The sequence below is a fragment of the Coprococcus sp. AF102-57 genome (genome assembly GCF_027686195.1).
GTDB lineage: Bacteria > Bacillota > Clostridia > Lachnospirales > Lachnospiraceae > Allocoprococcus > Allocoprococcus comes.
On the sequence record NZ_JAQCSY010000020.1, the window covers coordinates 42,421 to 63,984 of the forward strand.

Here is a 21,564-nt window from a genome sequence, read left to right on the forward strand (position 1 = left end):
AAATAAAATGCTTGCAAAATGCAGAAACATCGGGTATACTAAAAAAGCTGTGACATGATAGCAAAGAAGCGCGAGGTTGCTGCCGAGAAGAATGGCAGGTTTTCCGTGGAGCGAATGTCAAGTTAGGAAACTGGCGACAAGTCACTGTACGAAATCATAACAGCTGCTGAAATGCAGTAACAACGTGTGAGTTTCTCACGACACACACGGGGAAGTGTACAGTCACCGCTTGTCGTACTGAGGTTTAAGTACGAAAAGGAGGCGACTTTTTTTATGGCAAGTCAAGTAATGAGAATCACATTGAAGGCATATGATCATCAGCTTGTAGATGCATCTGCCAAGAAAATTATCGAAACTGTAAAGAAAAATGGAGCAAAGGTTAGCGGACCGGTACCGCTTCCGACAAAGAAGGAAGTTGTAACAATCTTAAGAGCGGTTCACAAATACAAAGATTCCAGAGAACAGTTCGAACAGAGAACTCATAAGAGACTGATCGATATCATTGCACCGACACAGAAGACTGTAGATGCTCTGTCAAGACTGGAAATGCCGGCAGGTGTATACATCGATATCAAAATGAAGAACAAATAAGTTCTAATAAATTAAAACACAGTAGTTCCTAATATTTAGGATGAACACCCATAAGGGCGTTCCGCTGTAAATCACAGGAGGTAAAATAAAATGAAGAAAGCTATCTTAGCTACCAAAGTCGGAATGACTCAAATCTTCAACGAAGATGGAGTACTTACTCCGGTAACTGTTCTTCAGGCTGGACCATGTGTTGTAACACAGATCAAAACCGTTGAAAATGACGGATACAGCGCAGTTCAGGTTGGATTCGTTGACAAGAAAGACAAAATTGTTAACGTTGACAAGAACGGAAAGAAAGAAATCGTGCACAGACACGGAGTTACAAAGGCTGAAAAAGGACACTTTGACAAAGCTGGAGTAACAGGAAAAAGATTTGTAAGAGAATTCAAATTCGAGAACGCTGATGAATATCAGTTAGCTCAGGAAATTAAAGCAGATATCTTTGAAGCTGGCGACAAAGTAGACGCAACAGCAATTTCCAAAGGTAAAGGATTCCAGGGTGCTATCAAGAGACACAACCAGCACAGAGGACCTATGGCTCACGGCTCTAAGTTCCATCGTCATGCTGGTTCCAACGGTGCTGCATCTGACCCGAGTAAAGTATTCAAGGGCAAAAAGATGCCAGGACACATGGGAGCAAAGAAGATTACAATTCAGAACCTTGAAATCGTAAGAGTAGACGTTGAAAACAACCTTCTTCTGGTTAAGGGCGCAGTTCCGGGACCAAAGAAATCTCTTGTAACGATTAAAGAATCTGTAAAATCTATCTAAGATTGGCACTAGGAAAGGAGGAACATACAGATGGCAAACGTATCTGTTTACAATATCGAAGGTAAAGAAGTTGGAACAATCGACTTAAACGATGCTGTATTCGGTGTAGAAGTAAACGAACACCTTGTACACATGGCAGTTGTAAGCCAGCTTGCAAATAAACGTCAGGGAACACAGAAAGCGAAAACTCGTTCAGAAGTTTCCGGCGGCGGAAGAAAACCATGGAGACAGAAAGGTACCGGTCATGCAAGACAGGGATCTACAAGAGCTCCGCAGTGGACAGGCGGTGGAGTAGTATTCGCTCCGACACCGAGAGATTACTCTTTCAAACTTAACAAGAAAGAAAGAAGAGCAGCTCTCAAATCCGCTCTGACATCAAGAGTAGAAGAAAAGAAATTCATCGTTGTTGATGAAATTAACTTTGATGAAATCAAGACAAAGAAATTCCAGGATGTTCTTAATAACCTGTCAGTATCCAAAGCTCTCGTAGTTCTGGAAGACGGAAACAAGAATGCAGAACTTTCAGCTAGAAACATTGCTGATGTTAAAACTGCTAAGACAAACACAATCAATGTGTATGACATCCTGAAATACAATACAGTAATCGCAACTAAGGCTGCTGTACAGGCAATCGAGGAGGTGTACGCATAATGGCAAACATTCAGTATTATGATGTAATCCTTAAACCGGTAGTAACCGAAAAGACAATGGCTCTTATGGCTGACAAGAAATACACATTCCTTGTACACACAGAAGCTAATAAGACTCAGATCAAAGAAGCTGTAGAAAAAATGTTCCCAGGAACAAAAGTTGCTGGCGTTAACACAATCAACATGGACGGAAAGAACAAACGAGTTCGCGGAACCATGACATTCGGAAAGACAGCTAAGACAAAGAAAGCAATCGTTCAGCTGACAGAAGAATCAGCAGAGATCGAAATCTTCCAGGGACTGTAAGAAACTGGAACCTAAACGGTGCAAATCCGTGACAAAAATAACTAGCAAAATGCGAAAGGAGATAGAGTAATGGGAATTAAAACATACCGCCCATATACACCTTCCAGAAGACATATGACCGGCTCTGATTTCTCAGAAATCACAAAAACAACACCGGAGAAATCTTTAGTAGTTTCTCTGAGCAAGACTGCCGGACGTAACAATCAGGGTAAAATCACTGTTAGACACCGCGGAGGCGGAGTTAAGAGAAAATATAGAGTAATCGACTTCAAACGTAAAAAAGACGGAATTCCGGCAACTGTAATCGGAATCGAATACGATCCGAACAGAAGTGCTAACATCGCACTTATCTGCTACGCTGATGGAGAAAAAGCTTACATCATCGCACCGGAAGGACTTACAGACGGAATGAAAGTTATGAACGGACCAGAAGCAGAAGTAAGAGTAGGAAACTGCCTGCCGCTTTCAGCTATCCCGGTTGGTACACAGGTTCATAACATTGAGCTTCATCCTGGAAAAGGCGGACAGATGGTTCGTTCAGCAGGAAACAGCGCACAGCTCATGGCTAAAGAAGGAAAGTACGCAACACTTCGTCTTCCTTCAGGAGAAATGAGAATGGTTCCGATCGAATGCCGCGCATCAGTTGGTGTTGTTGGAAATGGCGATCACAACCTTGTAAACATTGGTAAAGCAGGACGTAAACGTCACATGGGTATCAGACCTACAGTTCGTGGTTCCGTTATGAACCCGAATGATCATCCGCATGGTGGTGGTGAAGGTAAGACTGGAATCGGTCGTCCGGGTCCGTGCACTCCTTGGGGTAAACCGGCACTTGGTCTTAAGACTCGTAAGAAAAACAAACAGTCTAACAAGCTGATCATCAGAAGAAAAGACGGTAGAGGAATCAAATAGTTAATTTTCAAGGAGGTTAGAACCTATGGCTCGTTCACTTAAAAAAGGACCATTCGCAGACGCAAGCCTGCTTAAGAAAGTGGAAGCAATGAACGCATCAGGAGACAAGGGTGTTATCAAAACATGGTCTCGTCGTTCTACAATCTTCCCGATTATGGTTGGACATACAATCGCAGTTCATGATGGAAGAAAACATGTTCCGGTATATGTAACAGAAGATATGGTTGGACATAAACTCGGAGAGTTCGTAGCAACCAGAACATACAGAGGACATGGAAAAGACGAAAAGAAATCGAAAGTTAGATAATATTTAACGTATTGAAAGGAGGTTTCATCCCATGGCAAAAGGACATAGAAGTCAAATTAAGAGAGAAAGAAATGCAAACAAGGACACCAGACCTTCAGCTAAGTTATCTTACGCCAGAGTTTCTGTTCAGAAAGCATGCTTCGTATTAGATGCCATCAGAGGTAAGGATGTAACAACAGCGCTTGGTATTTTAACATACAATCCAAGATACGCTTCAAGCATTATAAAGAAATTATTGGAATCAGCTATCGCAAATGCTGAGAATAACAACGGTATGAGTGTTGAAAACCTTTATATTGAGGAATGCTACGCAAATAAAGGACCAACAATGAAGAGAATCAGACCGAGAGCACAGGGCAGAGCTTACAGAATCGAAAAGAGAATGAGTCATATTACACTTGTGCTTAATGAAAGATAAGGAGGGCAATAATGGGACAGAAAGTTAATCCTCATGGCTTAAGAGTCGGTGTTATCAAAGACTGGGACTCTAAATGGTATGCAGAAAAAGATTTTGCTGACTATTTAGTAGAAGATCATAAAATCAGAAAATTTCTGAAGAATAAATTATACAGCGCAGGAGTTTCTAAGATTGAAATCGAAAGAGCTTCTGATCGTGTTAAGATCATCGTTTATACTGCTAAACCGGGTGTTGTAATCGGTAAAGGCGGTTCTGAGATCGAAAAAGTAAAAGCTGAACTTCAGAAAATGACAGATAAGAAAGTTATCGTTGACATCAAAGAAGTAAAAAGACCTGACAAAGATGCTCAGCTCGTTGCTGAAAACATCGCACAGCAGCTGGAAAATCGTATTTCCTTCCGTCGTGCAATGAAATCTTGCATGTCAAGAACTATGAAATCAGGAGCACTTGGTGTTAAGACATCCGTATCCGGACGTCTCGGCGGAGCTGATATGGCTCGTACAGAGTTCTACAGCGAAGGAACTATTCCGCTTCAGACACTGAGAGCAGACATTGACTATGGCTTCGCTGAAGCAGACACAACTTACGGAAAAGTTGGTGTTAAGGTATGGATTTACAAAGGCGAAGTACTTCCAACAAAGGCAGGTAAGGAAGGGAGCGATAAATAATGTTAATGCCAAAAAGAGTAAAACGTAGAAAACAGTTCCGTGGCTCCATGAAAGGTAAAGCATTAAGAGGAAACAAGATCACGAACGGTGAATATGGTCTTGTAGCAATGGAACCATGTTGGATCAGATCTAACCAGATTGAAGCTGCCCGTATCGCTATGACACGTTACATCAAACGTGGTGGTAAAGTTTGGATCAAGATCTTCCCTGATAAACCAGTAACAACGAAACCGGCTGAGACACGTATGGGTTCTGGAAAAGGAACTCTTGAATACTGGGTAGCTGTAGTTAAGCCAGGACGTGTAATGTTCGAACTTGCAGGAGTACCTGAAGAAGTTGCGAAAGAAGCATTACGTCTTGCTATGCACAAATTACCATGTAAATGTAAAATCGTTTCTCGTGCAGACTTAGAAGGCGGTGATAACAGTGAAAATTAAGACATTTGTAGAAGATTTAAAAGCAAAATCTGTTGCAGAATTAAATGAAGAATTAGTAGCTGCTAAAAAGGAACTCTTCAATCTGAGATTCCAGAACGCAACAAATCAGTTAGATAATACAAGCAGAATCAAAGAAGTAAGAAAGAATATCGCAAGAATCCAGACAGTGATCACAGAAAAAAGCCAGAATGCTTAATTAGGTGATATTCAGAAAGGAGTATAACCGTGGAAAGAAACCTGAGAAAAACGAGAGTTGGTAAGGTTGTAAGCAACAAGATGGACAAGACAATCGTTGTTGCAGTAGAAGACCATGTAAAACATCCGCTTTACAATAAGATCGTAAAAAGAACTTACAAACTGAAAGCGCATGATGAAAATAATGAATGCAATATTGGTGATAGAGTAAAAGTTATGGAGACAAGACCGTTATCTAAAGATAAGAGATGGAGACTTGTTGAAATCGTAGAAAAAGTTAAATAGTTTGACTTTGATAAAAGTATAAGGAGGTTTACCTGCATGATACAGCAAGAAAGCAGATTAAAAGTAGCAGATAATACAGGTGCTAAAGAATTACTCTGTATCCGTGTATTAGGCGGTTCTACAAGAAGATATGCAGCTATCGGTGATGTAATCGTTGCTTCGGTTAAAGATGCAACACCAGGCGGCGTTGTTAAAAAAGGTGATGTCGTTAAAGCTGTAGTTGTTCGTACTGTAAACAGCACTCGTCGTAAAGATGGATCATACATCAGATTCGATGAAAATGCTGCTGTTATTATTAAAGATGACAAAAACCCAAAAGGAACTCGTATTTTTGGACCTGTAGCCAGAGAACTTCGTGAGAAACAGTTTATGAAAATTGTTTCACTGGCTCCGGAAGTACTGTAAGGAGGTTCGAGTATGTCAACAATGAAGATCAAAAAAGGCGATACCGTTAAAGTTATCGCTGGAAAAGATAAAGACAAAGAAGGCAAAGTAATCGCAGTAGATCAGAAAAACGGTACAGTCCTGGTAGAAGGCGTTAACATGAGAACAAAACATGCTAAACCAAGCGCTTCTAATCCGGAAGGCGGAATCCTTCATCAGGAAGGACCGATCGATGCATCTAACGTAATGTATGTTCACAAGGGAAAAGCTACAAGAGTAGGCTTCAAACTTGATGGAGACAAAAAAGTACGTGTTGCAAAATCAACAGGCGAAGTAATTGATTAGTTCTAGGAAGGAGGTCAAAGGCTTTGAGTAGACTTAAAGAACAGTACCAGAACGAGATCATTGACGCAATGATCAAAAAATTTGGTTATAAGAATATTATGGAAGTGCCGAAGCTCGACAAGGTTGTTATCAACATGGGCGTTGGCGAAGCAAAAGACAATGCAAAAGCATTAGACTCAGCTGTAGCTGATATGGAAAAGATCACTGGACAGAAAGCAGTTCTGACCAGAGCTAAAAATTCAGTAGCTAACTTCAAAATCCGTGAAGGAATGGCTATCGGATGCAAAGTTACTTTAAGAGGAGAAAAGATGTATGAGTTCGTTGATCGTCTCATCAACCTTGCACTGCCTCGTGTACGTGACTTTAGAGGAGTTAATCCGAACGCATTCGACGGAAGAGGTAACTACGCTCTTGGTATCAAGGAGCAGCTTATCTTCCCAGAAATCGAATATGATAAAGTAGATAAGGTTAGAGGTATGGATGTTATCTTCGTAACAACTGCTAATACAGACGAAGAAGCACGTGAATTGTTAACACAGTTCAACATGCCATTCACAAAATAAGGAGGAAATTTTCATGGCAAAGACAGCAATGAAACTGAAACAGCAGCGCAAACAGAAATTCTCTACAAGAGAATATAATCGTTGCAGAATCTGTGGACGTCCACATGCATATTTAAGAAAATATGGAATCTGCCGTGTATGCTTCCGTGAACTGGCATACAAAGGTGAAATTCCGGGCGTAAAGAAAGCAAGTTGGTAGAAAAGGAGGATAATCCACAATGACTATGAGTGATCCAATTGCAGATATGCTTACAAGAATCCGTAACGCAAACACTGCAAAACATGATACAGTAGATGTTCCGGCTTCAAAGATGAAGATCGCTATCGCTGACATTCTCGTTAACGAAGGATACATCACAAAATATGACATCGTAGAAGAAGGAAACTTCAACACAATCCGCATCACATTAAAATATGGTGCAGATAAGAACGAAAAAGTTATTTCTGGAATCAAAAAGATTTCTAAACCAGGTCTTCGTGTTTACGCTGGTAAAGACGAACTTCCGAGAGTACTTGGAGGACTTGGAACTGCAATCATCTCTACAAACCAGGGCGTGATTACAGACAAAGAAGCCAGAAAGCTTGGCGTAGGCGGAGAAGTTCTTTGCTTCGTATGGTAATAACCAGATAAAATGGAGAAAACGAATGAAATCATATTTCCTGTGATTTCATTCGATACTCAATAAATTGCAACTGAAAACAGAGCAGCCATAAGGTGCTGTTCCGAAAATGTAAGTGTAGGAGGTAAAAGGTATGTCACGTATCGGAAGACATCCAGTAGCGATCCCGGCAGGCGTAACTGTTGAAATCGCAGAGAAGAATGTAGTGACTGTTAAAGGTCCTAAGGGAACTCTCGTAAGAGAACTTCCAGTTGAAATGGAAATCAAAAAAGAAGGCGAAGAAGTTATCGTAACAAGACCGAACGATCTCAAGAAGATGAAATCTCTTCATGGTCTTACAAGAACACTGATCAACAACATGGTAATCGGTGTTACTGAAGGATATGAAAAAGTTCTTGAAGTAAACGGTGTAGGTTACAGAGCTTCCAAATCAGGAAACAAATTAACATTGAATTTGGGATACTCTCACCCGGTTGAGATGGAAGATCCGGAAGGAATCGAAACTGTTCTTGACGGACAGAACAAAATCATCGTTAAGGGAATCAGTAAAGAAAAAGTTGGCCAGTACGCAGCTGAAATCAGAGATAAGAGAAGACCGGAACCTTATAAGGGCAAGGGAATCAAATATGCTGATGAAGTTATCAGACGTAAAGTTGGTAAAACTGGTAAAAAATAAGTAAGGAGAGTGTGAACAAATGGTTAGTAAGAAATCAAGAAGCGAAGTTCGTGTAAATAAACATAGAAAACTGCGTAACCGTTTCAGTGGTACAGCTGAAAGACCGCGTCTCGCTGTGTTTAGAAGTAATAATCATATGTATGCTCAGATTATTGACGATACAGTTGGAAACACTCTGGTTTCCGCTTCCACTCTTCAGAAAGATGTGAAAGCAGAACTGGAAAAAACCAACAACGTTGAAGCAGCAGCATACCTTGGAACAGTAATTGCAAAAAAAGCAATCGAGAAAGGTATCACTTCTGTTGTATTTGACAGAGGAGGATTTATCTATCACGGAAAAATCAAAGCATTAGCAGACGCAGCAAGAGAAGCTGGTTTGAATTTCTAGAAGGAGGACGGACACATGAAACAGGAACGTATTGATGCTAATCAGTTAGAACTTACCGAAAAAGTAGTATCAATCAAACGTGTTACCAAAGTTGTTAAGGGTGGTCGTAACATGAGATTCACAGCTTTAGTAGTTGTTGGCGACGGAAACGGCCATGTTGGTGCAGGTTTAGGAAAAGCAGCTGAAATTCCGGAAGCAATCCGCAAAGGAAAAGAAGATGCTATGAAGAAACTTATCAAAGTTACTTTAGATGAAAACGACAGTATTACACATGATTATATTGGAAAATTCGGAAGTGCTTCTGTACTTCTGAAAAAAGCTCCGGAAGGTACTGGTGTTATCGCAGGTGGACCGGCTCGTGCCGTAATCGAACTTGCAGGTATCAAGAACATCCGTACAAAATCTCTCGGATCTAACAACAAACAGAACGTAGTACTTGCTACTATCGAAGGTTTAAGTCAGCTGAAAGCTCCAGAAGACGTAGCTAAACTTCGCGGTAAAACTGTAGAAGAGATCTTAGGCTAGGGAGGAGATTACAATGGCAAATTTAAAAATCACATTAGTAAAATCAACAATCGGTGCTGTTCCGAAACACAGAAGAACAGTAGAAGCATTAGGCCTTAAGAAGGTTAATAAGACAGTTGTCCTTCCGGATAACGCTGCAACCAGAGGAATGGTTCAGCAGGTAAGACATCTGGTAAAAGTAGAAGAAGAAGCATAAATCTTAGATAGGAGGTGTCACAATGGACTTATCTAATTTAAGACCGGCTGACGGATCAAAACATAGCGATAATTTCAGAAGAGGTCGTGGACACGGCTCAGGAAATGGTAAGACTGCTGGTAAGGGACACAAAGGTCAGAAAGCTCGTTCCGGAGCTCCGAGACCAGGTTTCGAAGGTGGACAGATGCCATTATACAGACGTATTCCTAAGAGAGGTTTCACTTGCAGAAACTCTAAGGAAATCGTTGGAATCAATGTCAGTGCTCTTGAAGTATTTGACAACGATGCAGTAGTTTCTGTTGAAACTCTGATTGAAGCAGGAATCGTAAAACATGCCAGAGATGGTGTTAAAATTCTTGGAAATGGAGAGTTAACCAAAAAGCTTACTGTTCAGGCAAATGCATTCAGCGCAGGTGCTGTAGAAAAGATTGAAGCTGTTGGTGGAAAAGCAGAGGTGATCTAATGCTACAAACATTCCGTAAAGCATTTCAGATTGAAGACATACGGAGAAAAATATTGTATACCCTTGCAATGCTGTTTGTAGTAAGACTCGGATCTCAGCTTCCGACACCGGGAGTTGATCCGACCTATATTCAGAATTTCTTTGCGAACCAGACCGGTGATTCGTTTAACTTTTTTAACGCTTTCACCGGCGGTTCGTTTGAGACGATGTCCATCTTTGCATTGAGTATTACCCCGTATATCACATCTTCCATTATCATCCAGCTTCTTACAATTGCAATTCCAAAGCTTGAGGAAATGCAGAAAGAAGGGGAAGATGGAAGAAAGAAGCTTACCGCATTAACTCGTTATGTGACAGTTGTGCTTGCTCTGATTGAATCTACAGCTATGGCTGTTGGATTTGGACGTCAGGGACTTCTGGAAAAGTTCAATTTTGTAAATGCTGCAATTGTAGTTCTTACATTAACTGCAGGATCTGCATTCCTTATGTGGATCGGGGAACGAATTACAGAAAAAGGAGTGGGAAATGGTATTTCTATCGTCCTGCTCATTAACATTTTATCACGTATTCCAAGTGATATGACCTCACTGTATGAGAAGTTCATCAGCGGCAAAGGTCTTGCCAGTGGAGGACTTGCAGCAATCATCATCATTGCAATCATTCTCGTACTTGTAGTATTTACGGTAATACTTCAGGATGCGGAGAGACGAATTCCGGTTCAGTATTCGCAGAAAGTACAGGGGAGAAAATCAGTAGGTGGACAGTCAACGAACATTCCGCTGAAGGTTAATACCGCCGGAGTAATTCCGGTTATTTTCGCTTCATCTATTATGCAGTTCCCGGTTGTAATTGCTTCATTTATGGGCAAGGGCAACGGAAAAGGCATCGGAAGTGAAATCCTCAGAGGCTTAAGTTCAGGAAACTGGTGTAATCCGAATAAGATTTACTATTCCTGGGGACTTATAGTATATATCGTACTTACGATTTTCTTTGCATATTTCTATACGAGCATTACTTTTAACCCGTTGGAAATTGCAAATAATATGAAAAAAAGCGGTGGATTTATCCCAGGTATCAGACCTGGAAAACCTACTGTGGACTACTTAAATAAGATATTGAATTATATTATCTTTATTGGTGCATGCGGACTTGTAATTGTACAGGTAATTCCGTTTGTGTTCAATGGTGTGTTTGGAGCGAATGTATCATTCGGGGGAACTTCTCTGATCATTATCATCGGTGTTGTTCTTGAGACACTCAAACAGATTGAGTCTCAGATGCTCGTTCGTAATTACACAGGATTTTTGAATGTCAAAGGAAAATCTATGAAAAATAGTTTTCTTGGATATTAAAACAATTGTAGCCCGTTGTCTTTTAGAGTATAATCAAAGACAACGGGCTCTTTTGCCATTATGACATTTGAAGGAGGAATAGTAAAATGAAAATCATTATGTTAGGTGCTCCTGGTGCAGGAAAAGGTACACAGGCAAAAAAAATTGCCGCTAAGTACGGAATTCCTCATATTTCAACAGGAGATATTTTCCGCGCAAATATTAAGAACGGAACTGAACTTGGAAAGAAAGCGAAGACTTATATGGATCAGGGACTTCTTGTTCCGGATGAATTGGTCGTAGATCTTGTTGTAGACCGTGTGAGTCAGGATGACTGTACGAAGGGATATGTACTGGACGGTTTTCCACGTACAATTCCACAGGCTGAGGCGCTTGATAAGGCACTGGAAGCGAAGGGCCAGAAGATGGACTATGCAATCGATGTAGATGTTCCGGATGAAAATATTGTAAAGCGTATGGGTGGAAGACGCGCATGCGTAGGATGTGGCGCAACTTACCATCTTGTATATGCTGCACCGAAGAAAGACGGAATCTGTGATGTCTGCGGAGGAGAACTGATCCTTCGTGATGATGACAAACCGGAGACAGTTGAAAAGAGGCTGCATGTATATCATGATCAGACACAGCCGCTGATCGATTATTATACAAAAGCGGGAATTCTGAAAAGCGTTGATGGAACAGTGGATATGGAAGATGTATTCGGAGCCATTGTTTCTATATTAGGAGAGTAACAGATGCCGATTACGATTAAATCAGAAAGAGAAATTGAACTGATGACAGAAGCCGGAAGGATTCTGGGGATCGTACATAAGGAACTGGAGAAGGCATTAAAACCAGGAATGAGTACACTGGATATCGATGCATTAGGTGAAGAAGTTATTCGCAGCTATGGCTGCGAACCTTCTTTTCTGAATTACAATGGATATCCGGCGTCTATCTGTGTTTCTGTAAATGATGAAATCGTTCATGGGATTCCGTCAGCAAAGCACCTCATAAAAGAAGGTGATATTGTGAGCCTGGACGCAGGAGTGATCTACAAAGGTTATCATTCCGATGCTGCAAGGACACATGCTGTCGGTGAGATCAGACCGGATCTTCAGAAACTGATCGATGTAACGAGGGAAAGCTTTTTCGAAGGAATAAAGTTCGCAAAAGAAGGCAATCATCTGTATGATATATCCCGAGCAATCGGTGATTATGCGGAAAGCTTTGGATACGGTGTTGTCAGGGAACTGTGCGGACATGGAATCGGGACCAGTTTTCATGAATCACCGGAGATTCCGAATTTCCAGATGCGAAGAAGAGGACCGAAGCTGAAAGCCGGAATGACACTGGCAATTGAGCCGATGGTCAATCTCGGAACAGAGCGGATTCGCTGGATGAGTGATAACTGGACGGTGGTGACGGCAGACAGAAAAGAATCAGCACATTATGAAAATACAATTCTGATCACAAAAGACGAACCGAAGATCCTGTCGATTGCAGATGGAAATGTATAACAGAACAGAGGAACAGAAAATGGATAGATGGGAAACAGGAATGCTTGCGAAATCTCTGGCCGGTCATGATAAAGATAAGGTATATGTGATCGTCGGACTGGATGAACAGTTTACATATCTTGCAGACGGGGAGAGGAAAACGCTTCAGAGTCCAAAGAAAAAGAAAAAGAAACATGTACAGCTCATTAGAGAACAGCATGAGATTTCCGAAGCGGATGATGTAAAGCTGAAACGGATATTAAAAGAATATAAGATGTCAGAAAAGAAGGAGGACAAATAAATGTCTAAAGCAGATGTAATTGAAATCGAAGGAACAGTAGTAGAAAAACTTCCGAATGCCATGTTTCAGGTAGAACTGGAAAATGGACATCAGGTACTTGCACATATCAGCGGAAAGCTGCGTATGAACTTTATCAAGATTTTACCGGGTGACAAAGTTACTCTGGAACTGTCACCATACGATTTATCTAAAGGAAGAATTATCTGGAGAGATAAATAAAATATTACTTGACAAAAATAAAACCCAGGTGATATAATTTTATGCGAACTGTGCGAAGGACTTTTTCTGCGCACAGGGGGAAAATGCAGACCAGGCAAGGTATGAAAGGAGGATTTGACGTGAAGGTTAGATCATCAGTAAAACCGATTTGCGAAAAATGCAAAGTTATCAAGAGAAAAGGAAGCGTCAGAATTATCTGCGAGAATCCGAAACATAAACAGCGTCAGGGATAGGTTCTGAACACTTAATGAAAGCAAGCCACAGGCGCAGCTTGAATTTAGTGAGAAGACCGCTCCCAAGCCTTAGTGACGACGAGCCGTAGGCGACAGAGGAACTTAGGCGCACGGAGCAGCGAAAGACAGATTTATGTAAACTTAATTAGGCGGCTGATAGAGGATACGCCAGGGTGTGTGTAGAGCGTTATCCACTATTTAATATACATGAACACCACGGGCAAGTGGTTTCTAGTATATTGCTTAAAAACCGGCGGTCATTAGCCGAGAGATCGGTTGCCGGAAAGGATGCGGATACCGAACCGCATCTGGGCTGGGATATCGGACGTGTCTGAGGCATTGGATACATTTTGAAAAGTCCGGTAGGGCTCTTTTTGATAACGGGATGCCCGCAGCCTCATTATAGGACAATGTGAAACCAAAAAAAGAAAGAAAATGGAGGAAATCACAAATGGCTCGTATTGCAGGTGTAGATTTACCAAGAGACAAACGTGTAGAAATCGGATTGACTTATATCTATGGAATCGGAAGAACAAGTGCAACCCGTATTCTCGCAGAAGCAGGAGTTAATCCTGATACTCGCTGCAGAGATCTTACAGACGACGAAGTTAAAAAGATCAGTGCAGTGATCGATGAAACTCAGACAGTTGAAGGTGATCTTAGAAGAGAGATCGCTCTTAACATCAAGAGACTTCAGGAAATCGGATGCTATAGAGGAATCCGTCACAGAAAAGGACTTCCGGTTCGTGGTCAGAAGACAAAGACCAATGCAAGAACAAGAAAAGGTCCTAAGAGAACAGTAGCAAACAAGAAGAAATAATTTCGACAAATAATAAAAAGGAAAGTGTAGGTTAGTTTAAATGGCTAAGAAAGTTACAAAAAAAGTGACAAAAAAACGTGTCAAGAAAAACGTTGAACGCGGACAGGCACATATCCAGTCATCTTTCAATAATACAATCGTTACTTTGACAGATGCACAGGGAAATGCTTTATCATGGGCAAGTGCCGGTGGTCTTGGTTTTAGAGGTTCAAGAAAATCTACTCCATACGCAGCTCAGATGGCAGCTGAAACAGCAGCTAAAGCAGCTCTGCCGCATGGTCTTAAATCAGTAGACGTATTCGTAAAAGGACCAGGTTCAGGAAGAGAAGCAGCAATCCGTGCTCTTCAGGCATGCGGAATTGATGTAACAAGCATCAGAGACGTAACACCGGTACCACACAATGGATGCCGCCCGCCGAAGAGAAGAAGAGTCTAGTCGAATTATTATAGGAGGATACGAACATGGCAGTAAATAGAGTCCCGGTTCTTAAAAGATGCCGTTCCCTTGGAATGGATCCGGTATATCTTGGAATTGATAAAAAGTCTAACAGACAGTTAAAGAGATCCAATAGAAAAATGAGCGAGTATGGTCTTCAGTTGCGTGAAAAACAGAAAGCTAAATTCATCTATGGTGTATTAGAAAAACCGTTCCTGAATTACTTCAAGAAAGCAGATCAGATGAGCGGAATGACAGGTGAAAACCTGATGGTTCTTCTTGAATCAAGACTGGATAACGTAGTATTCCGTCTTGGATTTGCAAGAACAAGACGTGAAGCAAGACAGATCGTTGATCACAAACAGGTTCTTGTTAACGGAAAACAGGTTAACATCCCTTCTTACCTCATTAAAGCAGGTGATGTGATCGAGATTAAAGAAGGTAAAAAATCTTCACAGAGATACAAAGATATCGTAGAAGTTACAGGTGGACGTCTTGTTCCGGAATGGCTTGAATCAGATATCGAAAACCTGAAAGGAACAGTTAAAGAACTTCCTACTCGTGAAGCAATCGATGTTCCAGTTGACGAAATGATGATCGTCGAGTTATATTCTAAATAGAACGCATTCATATAAAATGCAATACTTAACGAACCTGATTTCTGGGTTCGTTAAGGTTCTGTTAGGAAATATCCTGTTTTTTATCGAAAACAGGACAAAAACTGACACCCTCAACATACAAAAACCCATAAGGAGGGACCAAAATAGTGTTTGATTTTAATAAACCTAATATTGAAATTGCAGAAATTTCAGATGATAAGAAGTATGGCAGATTTGTTGTAGAACCACTTGAAAGAGGATATGGTACAACACTTGGAAACTCTCTGAGAAGAATTATGCTTTCTTCTCTGCCGGGAGCTGCAATCAGCCAGATTAAAATCGACGGAGTATTGCATGAGTTCAGTTCTATTCCGGGCGTAAAGGAAGACGTAACTGAAATTATCATGAACTTAAAAACACTCGCAATTAAGAATTCTTCCGAGACAGATGAGCCGAAAACAGCTTACATCGAATTTGAGGGAGAGGGCGTAGTTACAGCTGCTGATATTCAGGCAGATTCTGATATTGAAATCATGAATCCGGAAACTGTAATCGCTACACTTAACGGCGGTGCAGACAGCAAGCTTTATATGGAACTGACTATCACAAAGGGAAGAGGATATGTAGGTTCTGATAAGAATAAGACAGAAGATATGCCGATTGGTGTGATTCCGATCGACTCTATCTATACACCGGTTGAGCGTGTAAATCTTACAGTTCAGAATACTCGTGTCGGACAGATTACCGATTATGATAAACTCACACTTGATGTTTATACAAATGGTACTCTTGCACCGGATGAAGCAGTCAGCCTTGCTGCAAAAGTATTAAATGAACATCTCAAGCTCTTTATTGATCTTTCTGAAGTTGCTCAGTCAGCGGAAGTTATGATTGAAAAGGAAGACGATGAAAAAGAAAAAGTTCTTGAAATGAGTATTGATGAACTTGAACTTTCTGTTCGTTCATACAACTGTCTGAAGAGAGCAGGAATCAATACTGTAGAAGAACTTACAAACAGAACATCAGAAGATATGATGAAAGTTCGTAACCTTGGACGTAAATCTCTTGAAGAAGTTCTTGCTAAATTAAAAGAACTTGGTCTTGAACTCAGCCAGGGAGACGAATAAGGAGTTCCCGTTTCGCATGTGAATACAGGCAGAAACACTGACACACGATCTGGCTAGTAAGCCCGATGAAAGCATAACCAGATGGCATATCCGCAGTAAGACCGAAGGTGCATGCCGGTATGTCCCGAATAATGGAGGATTAAAAAATGGCAAAGTATAGAAAACTTGGAAGAACAGCAAGTCAGAGAAAAGCATTACTGAGAAATCAGGTAACAATGCTTCTTCAGCACGGAAAAATCAGAACAACAGAAGCTAAAGCTAAAGAAATCCGTAAGATCGCAGAAGGTCTTATCGCTTCAGCTGTAAAAGAAAAAGATAACTTCGAAGAAGTTACAATCAAAGCTAAAGTTGCTAAGAAAGATGCAGAAGGCAAGAGAGTTAAAGAAGTAGTAGATGGTAAGAAAGTTACTGTATACGAAGAAGTTGAAAAGACAATCAAAAAAGACAACCCGTCAAGACTTCATGCAAGACGGCAGATGCTGAAAGTACTTTACTCTGTAACAGAAGTTCCGACTGCTGCAGCTGGAAAGAAGAAAAATACAAAAGAAGTTGATCTGGTAGACAAACTGTTTACAGAGATCGCTCCGAAGTATGCAGACCGCAACGGCGGATACACAAGAATCATCAAAATTGGACAGCGTAAAGGTGACGCTGCAATGGAAGTTATTCTTGAGCTTGTATAATCAAATGAGATCGAAAGCCACAGGCATTTATGCCTGTGGCTTTTTGTATATATAGTGAGCCGGTCTATTCGATTTCTGCCTTTCTTTCTGATAAAAGTCAGTGTATAATAGAAAACATCTGAAAAGAATGTCCTTTAGCAGACGTGAAGGAGGAACGACATGGGACGTGTAGGACGATTTATTTTAAAAGTTGCGGCAGTATTAATATTGATTGTATCGGCGGGTACATTTGCACTTTCTTTATTTACAGGAGAGACAAGAAATGGGGATAATCTGCAAAGCGAGTTCGATTATCTGATCACAGTGGGAATTTCACAGAGTGGAGAAGAAAGCTCATGGAAGGATGCAAATACAGCGTCTTTTATGGATACATTTGTCAAATCAAACGGCTATGAAGCGGTGTATGCAGATGCAGGTAGCGATCAGGAAAAACAGATTGAAGATGTGGAAGGATTTATAAAACAGGGCGTGGACTACATCATTCTGAATCCGGTTTCGGAAATTGGCTGGGATGATGTGCTGGAAGATGCAAAAAAGGCACATATTCCTGTAATCCTTGTGAATAACGGTGTTGATACGGATGACAGCAGTCTGTATTCGTGTATGCTTGGAAGTGATTACGGAAAACAGATGAAAAAGGCAGGAAAATGGCTGGATGAATATCTGAAAGAAGAGGACGAGAAAAAGGCAGAGAAAGAAAAGGCGGCTTCTGAGGCACCGACTCAGGAAGAATCGGAACAGACGGACAGTGAAGATACGGAAGTAAATACAGGCAGTTCAAAAGCGACAGATAGCAGTGCATCCATTTTTGATAAAATTATGAAAAGCAGTTCAACGGCGAAGGATGAGACGGATTCTACAGAGGAGGAGCAGACAGAAGAAGACATTACCATCAAGATCGCTGCGATTCAGGAATCCATCGGCTCGGAAGAGCAGCTAACGAGAGCGCAGGGATATCAGACTATGTTGGAGAAGTATTCGGACTGGGAGATGGTGGCACAGCAGACCGGTGACAATTCCAGAGAAGAGGCACAGAAAGTCATGAAACTGTTTCTTGAGCAGGAACCGGATTTACGGGTAGTGTTTGCAGAGAGTGACGAGATGGCACTGGGAGTCATCGATGCGATCGGGGAAGCCGGAAAGACCTGTGGAGAGGATGGAGATATTATTGTGATTTCATTTGGTGGAAGCAAAGCGGGGATCGAAGCTGTAAAAGAAGGTAAATTGAATGTAACCTTTGAATGCAGTCCCGACCAGGGACCGAAAGCGGCAGAACTGATCCAGAGACTGGAATCGGATATTTCCATTGATAAGAAACAATACGTGGAAGAAACATATTTTGATGGGACTATGGATTTGGATGAAATTATAGAAAACAGAACATATTAAAGGCAGGAAGAAGAATGATAAAAGTATTTTTGGTTGAAGATGAAATTATTATCAGAAATGGGATCAAGAACAGTATTAATTGGGAAATGCATGGATATGACTTTGTCGGAGAGGCAAGTGATGGAGAACTTGCGTTACCGATGATTCTTGAAAAGAAACCAGACATCCTGATCACGGATATTAAGATGCCTTTTATGGATGGACTGGAACTCAGTGAGCAGGTTAAAAAAGTACTTCCGGCTACGAAAATCATGATTCTGAGTGGATATAATGAGTTTGATTATGCGAAGATGGCGATTAAGATCGGTGTAACCGATTACCTTCTGAAGCCAATTTCTTCAGAAAAATTGTTGGATGCAGTTAACAAAGTAGCAGAAGAAATCCGGAAAGAGCAAAGCGAAAAAGAGCAGATGAATCAATATGCCCGTGAAATGCAGGAAAACAAAGAAAGTGAAAAGTTTCAGTTTTTCAATCAGGTGTTTGCAGGAAGTATGCCATTTGGAGAATGTCTGGAGCAGGGAAAGCAACTGGGAATTGAAATCAGTGCAGAGGGATATTGTGTGATCCTCTTTAAGATCATTATGATCGATCATCCGATGGATTATAACGAGGATATTGTAAGTGCAACTGAAGATATAGAAAATCTGAGTGAGCAGACAGAAAAGCTCCTGTGGTTCCGGAGAGGTGTAGAAGGATGGGGATTTATTGCACAGGGAGCTGTTGGTGAAGAACTGACTGCGAGAGCTCAGACATTTAGGGAAGATCTGGAAAAAGTTCTGGAAAAATATAAAAATCTGGAATATTTTGGAGGAATTGGAAGTCAGGTGGGGAGGTTCAGTGAGATTAAAAGATCCTACAATGATGCAAACAGAGCCTTTGCAGAGCGTTTTTCAAGAAGTTTGAGACAATTTGTGAGTTATTCAGAGGTTCATCAAATGGGGGTTCAGAATGATGTTGAGATGCACAGACTCGGAACCATGGCGGAGAACCGGAAAATGCTGGAGCGTTTCCTGAAGACAGGAACGGAAAATGAAGTAAAAAGCTTTATGGATGCATATTTTGATGCAATTGGTGAGCAGAACCTGCAGTCGATGATGTTGAGACAGTATATTGTAATGGATACTTTTATCAGCGTCCAAAGTCTGGGAGACAGTTTGAACATTGAAAAAGAAGATATTGAAAGAGAGCTTGGCGATGTGCAGGAGGTATCGCAGTATGTGCAGGAACTGGAGGCAACGAGGAAGTACCTGGAAAATATAGTCAGACGAATGATCCGGTTAAGAGAGCAGGCATCGGGCAGACGCTATTCAGAAATTATTGAAAAAGCGAGAGATTATATCGGACAAAATTATATGTCAGAGAATATTTCACTGAACCTGGTGGCTTCGAGCGTCAACATCAGTCCGAGCTATTTCAGCTCTTTGTTTAGTCAGGAGGTTGGCTCAACCTTTGTAGAATATCTGACGGGTGTTCGTATGGAAAAAGCAAAAGAGCTTCTGATGTGTTCGGATAAGAGGACATCGGACATCGGATATGAGGTGGGATACAAAGATTCCCATTATTTCAGCTATATATTCAAAAAGACACAGGGATGTTCGCCGAAGGAATTCCGTTCAAGAGGAAGGGGATAAAATATGAAGGTGAAATATAAGAACTGGTCGATCAATAAGAAACTGCTTTCCATTTCGCTGTCAGCATTTCTGCCAATGGTAATTTTGTCCGCCTATTTGATTGTGTCTTTAAATAATGCGGCATCAGCTTATTCTGAGATTACAAAAAGTATTGCCTATGCCAACCGTTATGTGAAAGACTTTAAAAGTCGGCTGGACTATAGTGTGTATCTTGCTGTGGTAAGTAATAAGCAGCTTAAGGAGGTCGGAGATGGAGTTACAACGGTAAATGGAGTAGTGACGGTGAATCCATACGACTATATTACGGAGATGGAAGAGGCGTGTGATAAGATGACGCAAAATGCGACGGTTCCGCTCACCCAGTCACAGGCGGGACGTATTAAAAATTCACTGTCTTCACTCCGTTTTTGTGTACAGGATCTGGATAAACAGATTAAAGAACGGACTTCTTATGATGAGAGAATGGAATATTTTAACAGTAATGTCAAAGATCTGACGACACTGGTACAGACCGGAATCCAGGACTATGTCTATCTGGAAACTTCCAATTTTGTGACTGTACAGACGGAACTGAACCGGAATAACCGTAATTCGACCATTTTGGCGGTCGGAGTGGCAATTGTTGCGATGAGTATTTCCCTGCTGCTCAGTGGACGAGCAGCACGAAGTGTGACAAGACCGATCCGCGATCTGTGTGATCTGACAGAGAAGGTTGCCGGCGGTGATTTCTCTGTAAAAACACAGGTCGAAGCAGGGGACGAGATTGCGGTGCTTACGCGGAGCTTTAACGATATGACAGAGGAAATCGGGATTCTGGTAGATGATATCCGGAAAAAACAGGAAAATCTCAGAATTATTGAGAACCGACTTCTGCAGGAACAGATCAATCCACATTTCCTTTACAATACTCTTGATGCCATTGTCTGGCTTGCTGAGGAAAATAAAAGTGCAGAGGTTGTGAAAATGGTAACCTCGCTCTCTGATTTTTTCCGCACAACCTTAAGCAAAGGACATGATTATATTACAGTGAAAGAAGAGCGGACGCATATTGAGAGCTATCTGGAGATCCAGCAGTTCCGCTATCAGGATATTCTGGACTATGAGATCCAGATGGATGAGGAGATCTACGGCTACATTATACCGAAGCTTACACTGCAGCCTCTTGTCGAAAATGCGCTTTATCATGGAATTAAGAATAAGCGGGGGAAAGGTAAAATCCTGATTACCGGTAAAAAGCAGGGAGATAAAATCATTTTCCAGGTCATTGACAATGGAAAAGGTATGACAGAGGAAGAACTGAACAGTCTCCGGAAAAAGATGGCAGGGACGGATACAGGAGATGAAGCGAAGGGCTTTGGTGTATCGAATGTGAACCAGAGAATCAAGTATTATTACGGGGAAGAATACGGAGTGTTCTTTGAAAGCAAGGAAAATGAAGGCACAAATGCGACGATCATCATAGCAGCTAAAAATATTCAACTTCCATCATAAAAAAACTAACTTTTTCACGGAAAAGCAGAAAATATTCTACCAAAAGAGGAAGATTTTCCGTATTAAAAGTATGAAAATGATGCCGGGGTCAAAACATAGCGTTTT

35 protein-coding genes are annotated in these 21,564 nt (G+C 41.2%); all 35 read left to right on the top strand.

Going from position 1 to position 21,564, the window contains the following annotated elements; genetic code table 11:
- Positions 1-273: 273 nt before the first annotated feature.
- The 35 genes from rpsJ (at position 274) to PGZ10_RS12675 (ending at position 21,459) form a co-directional block, all read left to right on the top strand.
- Positions 274-591 (top strand): 30S ribosomal protein S10, encoded by a 318-nt coding sequence (rpsJ, locus tag PGZ10_RS12505; protein WP_008372521.1) that lies wholly within the window; start codon positions 274-276, stop codon positions 589-591.
- Between the two features lie 90 nt (positions 592-681).
- Positions 682-1,362, top strand: coding sequence for a 50S ribosomal protein L3 (rplC, locus tag PGZ10_RS12510; protein ID WP_055297549.1), 681 nt, complete (start codon positions 682-684; stop codon positions 1,360-1,362).
- Positions 1,363-1,392: 30 nt separating this feature from the next.
- Entirely contained in the window at positions 1,393-2,013 is a 621-nt protein-coding gene (rplD, locus tag PGZ10_RS12515) for a 50S ribosomal protein L4 (RefSeq protein WP_008372524.1), read from the top strand.
- Entirely contained in the window at positions 2,013-2,318 is a 306-nt protein-coding gene (gene rplW, locus PGZ10_RS12520) for a 50S ribosomal protein L23 (protein ID WP_008372525.1), read from the top strand. The genes rplD and rplW overlap by 1 nt, the downstream gene beginning before the upstream one ends.
- A 69-nt stretch (positions 2,319-2,387) precedes the next feature.
- Positions 2,388-3,230 carry a 50S ribosomal protein L2 gene (gene rplB / locus PGZ10_RS12525; protein ID WP_055261675.1) on the top strand — a complete coding sequence of 281 codons (843 nt, stop codon included), beginning with the start codon at positions 2,388-2,390 and terminating at the stop codon, positions 3,228-3,230.
- A 25-nt stretch (positions 3,231-3,255) separates the two neighbouring features.
- Positions 3,256-3,537, top strand: a complete 282-nt coding sequence (gene rpsS / locus PGZ10_RS12530) for a 30S ribosomal protein S19 (protein ID WP_008372528.1) — start codon at positions 3,256-3,258, stop codon at positions 3,535-3,537.
- A gap of 31 nt (positions 3,538-3,568) precedes the next feature.
- Positions 3,569-3,955: a 50S ribosomal protein L22 gene (gene rplV, locus PGZ10_RS12535; RefSeq protein ID WP_008372530.1), complete on the top strand. Its 387-nt coding sequence runs from the start codon at positions 3,569-3,571 to the stop codon at positions 3,953-3,955.
- A gap of 11 nt (positions 3,956-3,966) precedes the next feature.
- Positions 3,967-4,623: a 30S ribosomal protein S3 gene (gene rpsC, locus PGZ10_RS12540; protein ID WP_008372532.1), complete on the top strand. Its 657-nt coding sequence runs from the start codon at positions 3,967-3,969 to the stop codon at positions 4,621-4,623.
- Positions 4,623-5,060: a 50S ribosomal protein L16 gene (gene rplP, locus PGZ10_RS12545; protein ID WP_008372535.1), complete on the top strand. Its 438-nt coding sequence runs from the start codon at positions 4,623-4,625 to the stop codon at positions 5,058-5,060. Before rpsC ends, rplP begins: the two co-directional genes overlap by 1 nt.
- Entirely contained in the window at positions 5,050-5,256 is a 207-nt protein-coding gene (gene rpmC, locus PGZ10_RS12550; RefSeq protein ID WP_008372537.1) for a 50S ribosomal protein L29, read from the top strand. Before rplP ends, rpmC begins: the two co-directional genes overlap by 11 nt.
- Before the next feature lie 29 nt (positions 5,257-5,285).
- Complete coding sequence (rpsQ, locus tag PGZ10_RS12555) at positions 5,286-5,540, top strand: 30S ribosomal protein S17 (RefSeq protein ID WP_022220191.1); 255 nt, start codon at positions 5,286-5,288, stop codon at positions 5,538-5,540.
- A gap of 36 nt (positions 5,541-5,576) precedes the next feature.
- Positions 5,577-5,945, top strand: coding sequence for a 50S ribosomal protein L14 (rplN, locus tag PGZ10_RS12560; RefSeq protein WP_008372541.1), 369 nt, complete (start codon positions 5,577-5,579; stop codon positions 5,943-5,945).
- Between the two features lie 12 nt (positions 5,946-5,957).
- Positions 5,958-6,269, top strand: coding sequence for a 50S ribosomal protein L24 (gene rplX / locus PGZ10_RS12565; RefSeq protein WP_022220190.1), 312 nt, complete (start codon positions 5,958-5,960; stop codon positions 6,267-6,269).
- Between the two features lie 23 nt (positions 6,270-6,292).
- A complete protein-coding gene (rplE, locus tag PGZ10_RS12570; protein ID WP_008372545.1) occupies positions 6,293-6,832 on the top strand; it encodes a 50S ribosomal protein L5 in 540 nt (179 codons plus the stop codon).
- A 13-nt stretch (positions 6,833-6,845) separates the two neighbouring features.
- Positions 6,846-7,031 (top strand): type Z 30S ribosomal protein S14, encoded by a 186-nt coding sequence (locus tag PGZ10_RS12575; RefSeq protein WP_008372546.1) that lies wholly within the window; start codon positions 6,846-6,848, stop codon positions 7,029-7,031.
- 19 nt (positions 7,032-7,050) lie between these two features.
- Positions 7,051-7,452 carry a 30S ribosomal protein S8 gene (gene rpsH / locus PGZ10_RS12580; RefSeq protein WP_008372548.1) on the top strand — a complete coding sequence of 134 codons (402 nt, stop codon included), beginning with the start codon at positions 7,051-7,053 and terminating at the stop codon, positions 7,450-7,452.
- A gap of 133 nt (positions 7,453-7,585) precedes the next feature.
- Complete coding sequence (rplF, locus tag PGZ10_RS12585; protein ID WP_008372550.1) at positions 7,586-8,128, top strand: 50S ribosomal protein L6; 543 nt, start codon at positions 7,586-7,588, stop codon at positions 8,126-8,128.
- Between the two features lie 19 nt (positions 8,129-8,147).
- Positions 8,148-8,516: a 50S ribosomal protein L18 gene (rplR, locus tag PGZ10_RS12590; protein WP_008372552.1), complete on the top strand. Its 369-nt coding sequence runs from the start codon at positions 8,148-8,150 to the stop codon at positions 8,514-8,516.
- Positions 8,517-8,531: 15 nt separating this feature from the next.
- Complete coding sequence (gene rpsE, locus PGZ10_RS12595; protein ID WP_008372554.1) at positions 8,532-9,041, top strand: 30S ribosomal protein S5; 510 nt, start codon at positions 8,532-8,534, stop codon at positions 9,039-9,041.
- Positions 9,042-9,054: 13 nt separating this feature from the next.
- Positions 9,055-9,237 (top strand): 50S ribosomal protein L30, encoded by a 183-nt coding sequence (rpmD, locus tag PGZ10_RS12600; protein ID WP_008372557.1) that lies wholly within the window; start codon positions 9,055-9,057, stop codon positions 9,235-9,237.
- Between the two features lie 22 nt (positions 9,238-9,259).
- Entirely contained in the window at positions 9,260-9,700 is a 441-nt protein-coding gene (gene rplO / locus PGZ10_RS12605; protein ID WP_008372558.1) for a 50S ribosomal protein L15, read from the top strand.
- Positions 9,700-11,052 (top strand): preprotein translocase subunit SecY, encoded by a 1,353-nt coding sequence (gene secY / locus PGZ10_RS12610; RefSeq protein ID WP_055157798.1) that lies wholly within the window; start codon positions 9,700-9,702, stop codon positions 11,050-11,052. The genes rplO and secY overlap by 1 nt, the downstream gene beginning before the upstream one ends.
- Before the next feature lie 86 nt (positions 11,053-11,138).
- Positions 11,139-11,783, top strand: coding sequence for an adenylate kinase (locus PGZ10_RS12615; protein ID WP_022220188.1), 645 nt, complete (start codon positions 11,139-11,141; stop codon positions 11,781-11,783).
- Positions 11,784-11,786: 3 nt separating this feature from the next.
- Entirely contained in the window at positions 11,787-12,551 is a 765-nt protein-coding gene (gene map, locus PGZ10_RS12620; RefSeq protein WP_270541558.1) for a type I methionyl aminopeptidase, read from the top strand.
- Between the two features lie 19 nt (positions 12,552-12,570).
- On the top strand, positions 12,571-12,831 hold the full coding sequence (locus PGZ10_RS12625; RefSeq protein ID WP_055157816.1) for a KOW domain-containing RNA-binding protein: 261 nt from the start codon (positions 12,571-12,573) through the stop codon (positions 12,829-12,831).
- Positions 12,832-13,050 (top strand): translation initiation factor IF-1, encoded by a 219-nt coding sequence (gene infA, locus PGZ10_RS12630; protein ID WP_004607275.1) that lies wholly within the window; start codon positions 12,832-12,834, stop codon positions 13,048-13,050.
- Positions 13,051-13,169: 119 nt separating this feature from the next.
- Complete coding sequence (rpmJ, locus tag PGZ10_RS12635; protein ID WP_005339020.1) at positions 13,170-13,283, top strand: 50S ribosomal protein L36; 114 nt, start codon at positions 13,170-13,172, stop codon at positions 13,281-13,283.
- A gap of 451 nt (positions 13,284-13,734) precedes the next feature.
- Positions 13,735-14,103 (top strand): 30S ribosomal protein S13, encoded by a 369-nt coding sequence (gene rpsM, locus PGZ10_RS12640; protein WP_022220186.1) that lies wholly within the window; start codon positions 13,735-13,737, stop codon positions 14,101-14,103.
- 40 nt (positions 14,104-14,143) lie between these two features.
- Positions 14,144-14,539 carry a 30S ribosomal protein S11 gene (gene rpsK / locus PGZ10_RS12645; protein WP_008372572.1) on the top strand — a complete coding sequence of 132 codons (396 nt, stop codon included), beginning with the start codon at positions 14,144-14,146 and terminating at the stop codon, positions 14,537-14,539.
- Between the two features lie 26 nt (positions 14,540-14,565).
- On the top strand, positions 14,566-15,159 hold the full coding sequence (gene rpsD / locus PGZ10_RS12650) for a 30S ribosomal protein S4 (RefSeq protein ID WP_022220185.1): 594 nt from the start codon (positions 14,566-14,568) through the stop codon (positions 15,157-15,159).
- A gap of 146 nt (positions 15,160-15,305) precedes the next feature.
- The gene (locus PGZ10_RS12655; protein WP_008372575.1) at positions 15,306-16,265 is read left to right on the top strand and encodes a DNA-directed RNA polymerase subunit alpha; all 960 of its coding nucleotides are present in this window, start codon (positions 15,306-15,308) and stop codon (positions 16,263-16,265) included.
- Positions 16,266-16,411: 146 nt separating this feature from the next.
- Entirely contained in the window at positions 16,412-16,948 is a 537-nt protein-coding gene (locus PGZ10_RS12660) for a bL17 family ribosomal protein (RefSeq protein ID WP_117558532.1), read from the top strand.
- Between the two features lie 159 nt (positions 16,949-17,107).
- Entirely contained in the window at positions 17,108-18,337 is a 1,230-nt protein-coding gene (locus PGZ10_RS12665) for a substrate-binding domain-containing protein (RefSeq protein WP_270541561.1), read from the top strand.
- A 14-nt stretch (positions 18,338-18,351) separates the two neighbouring features.
- A complete protein-coding gene (locus PGZ10_RS12670; RefSeq protein ID WP_270541565.1) occupies positions 18,352-19,968 on the top strand; it encodes a response regulator in 1,617 nt (538 codons plus the stop codon).
- Positions 19,969-19,971: 3 nt separating this feature from the next.
- Positions 19,972-21,459, top strand: a complete 1,488-nt coding sequence (locus tag PGZ10_RS12675) for a sensor histidine kinase (protein ID WP_270541566.1) — start codon at positions 19,972-19,974, stop codon at positions 21,457-21,459.
- Positions 21,460-21,564 lie beyond the last annotated feature (105 nt).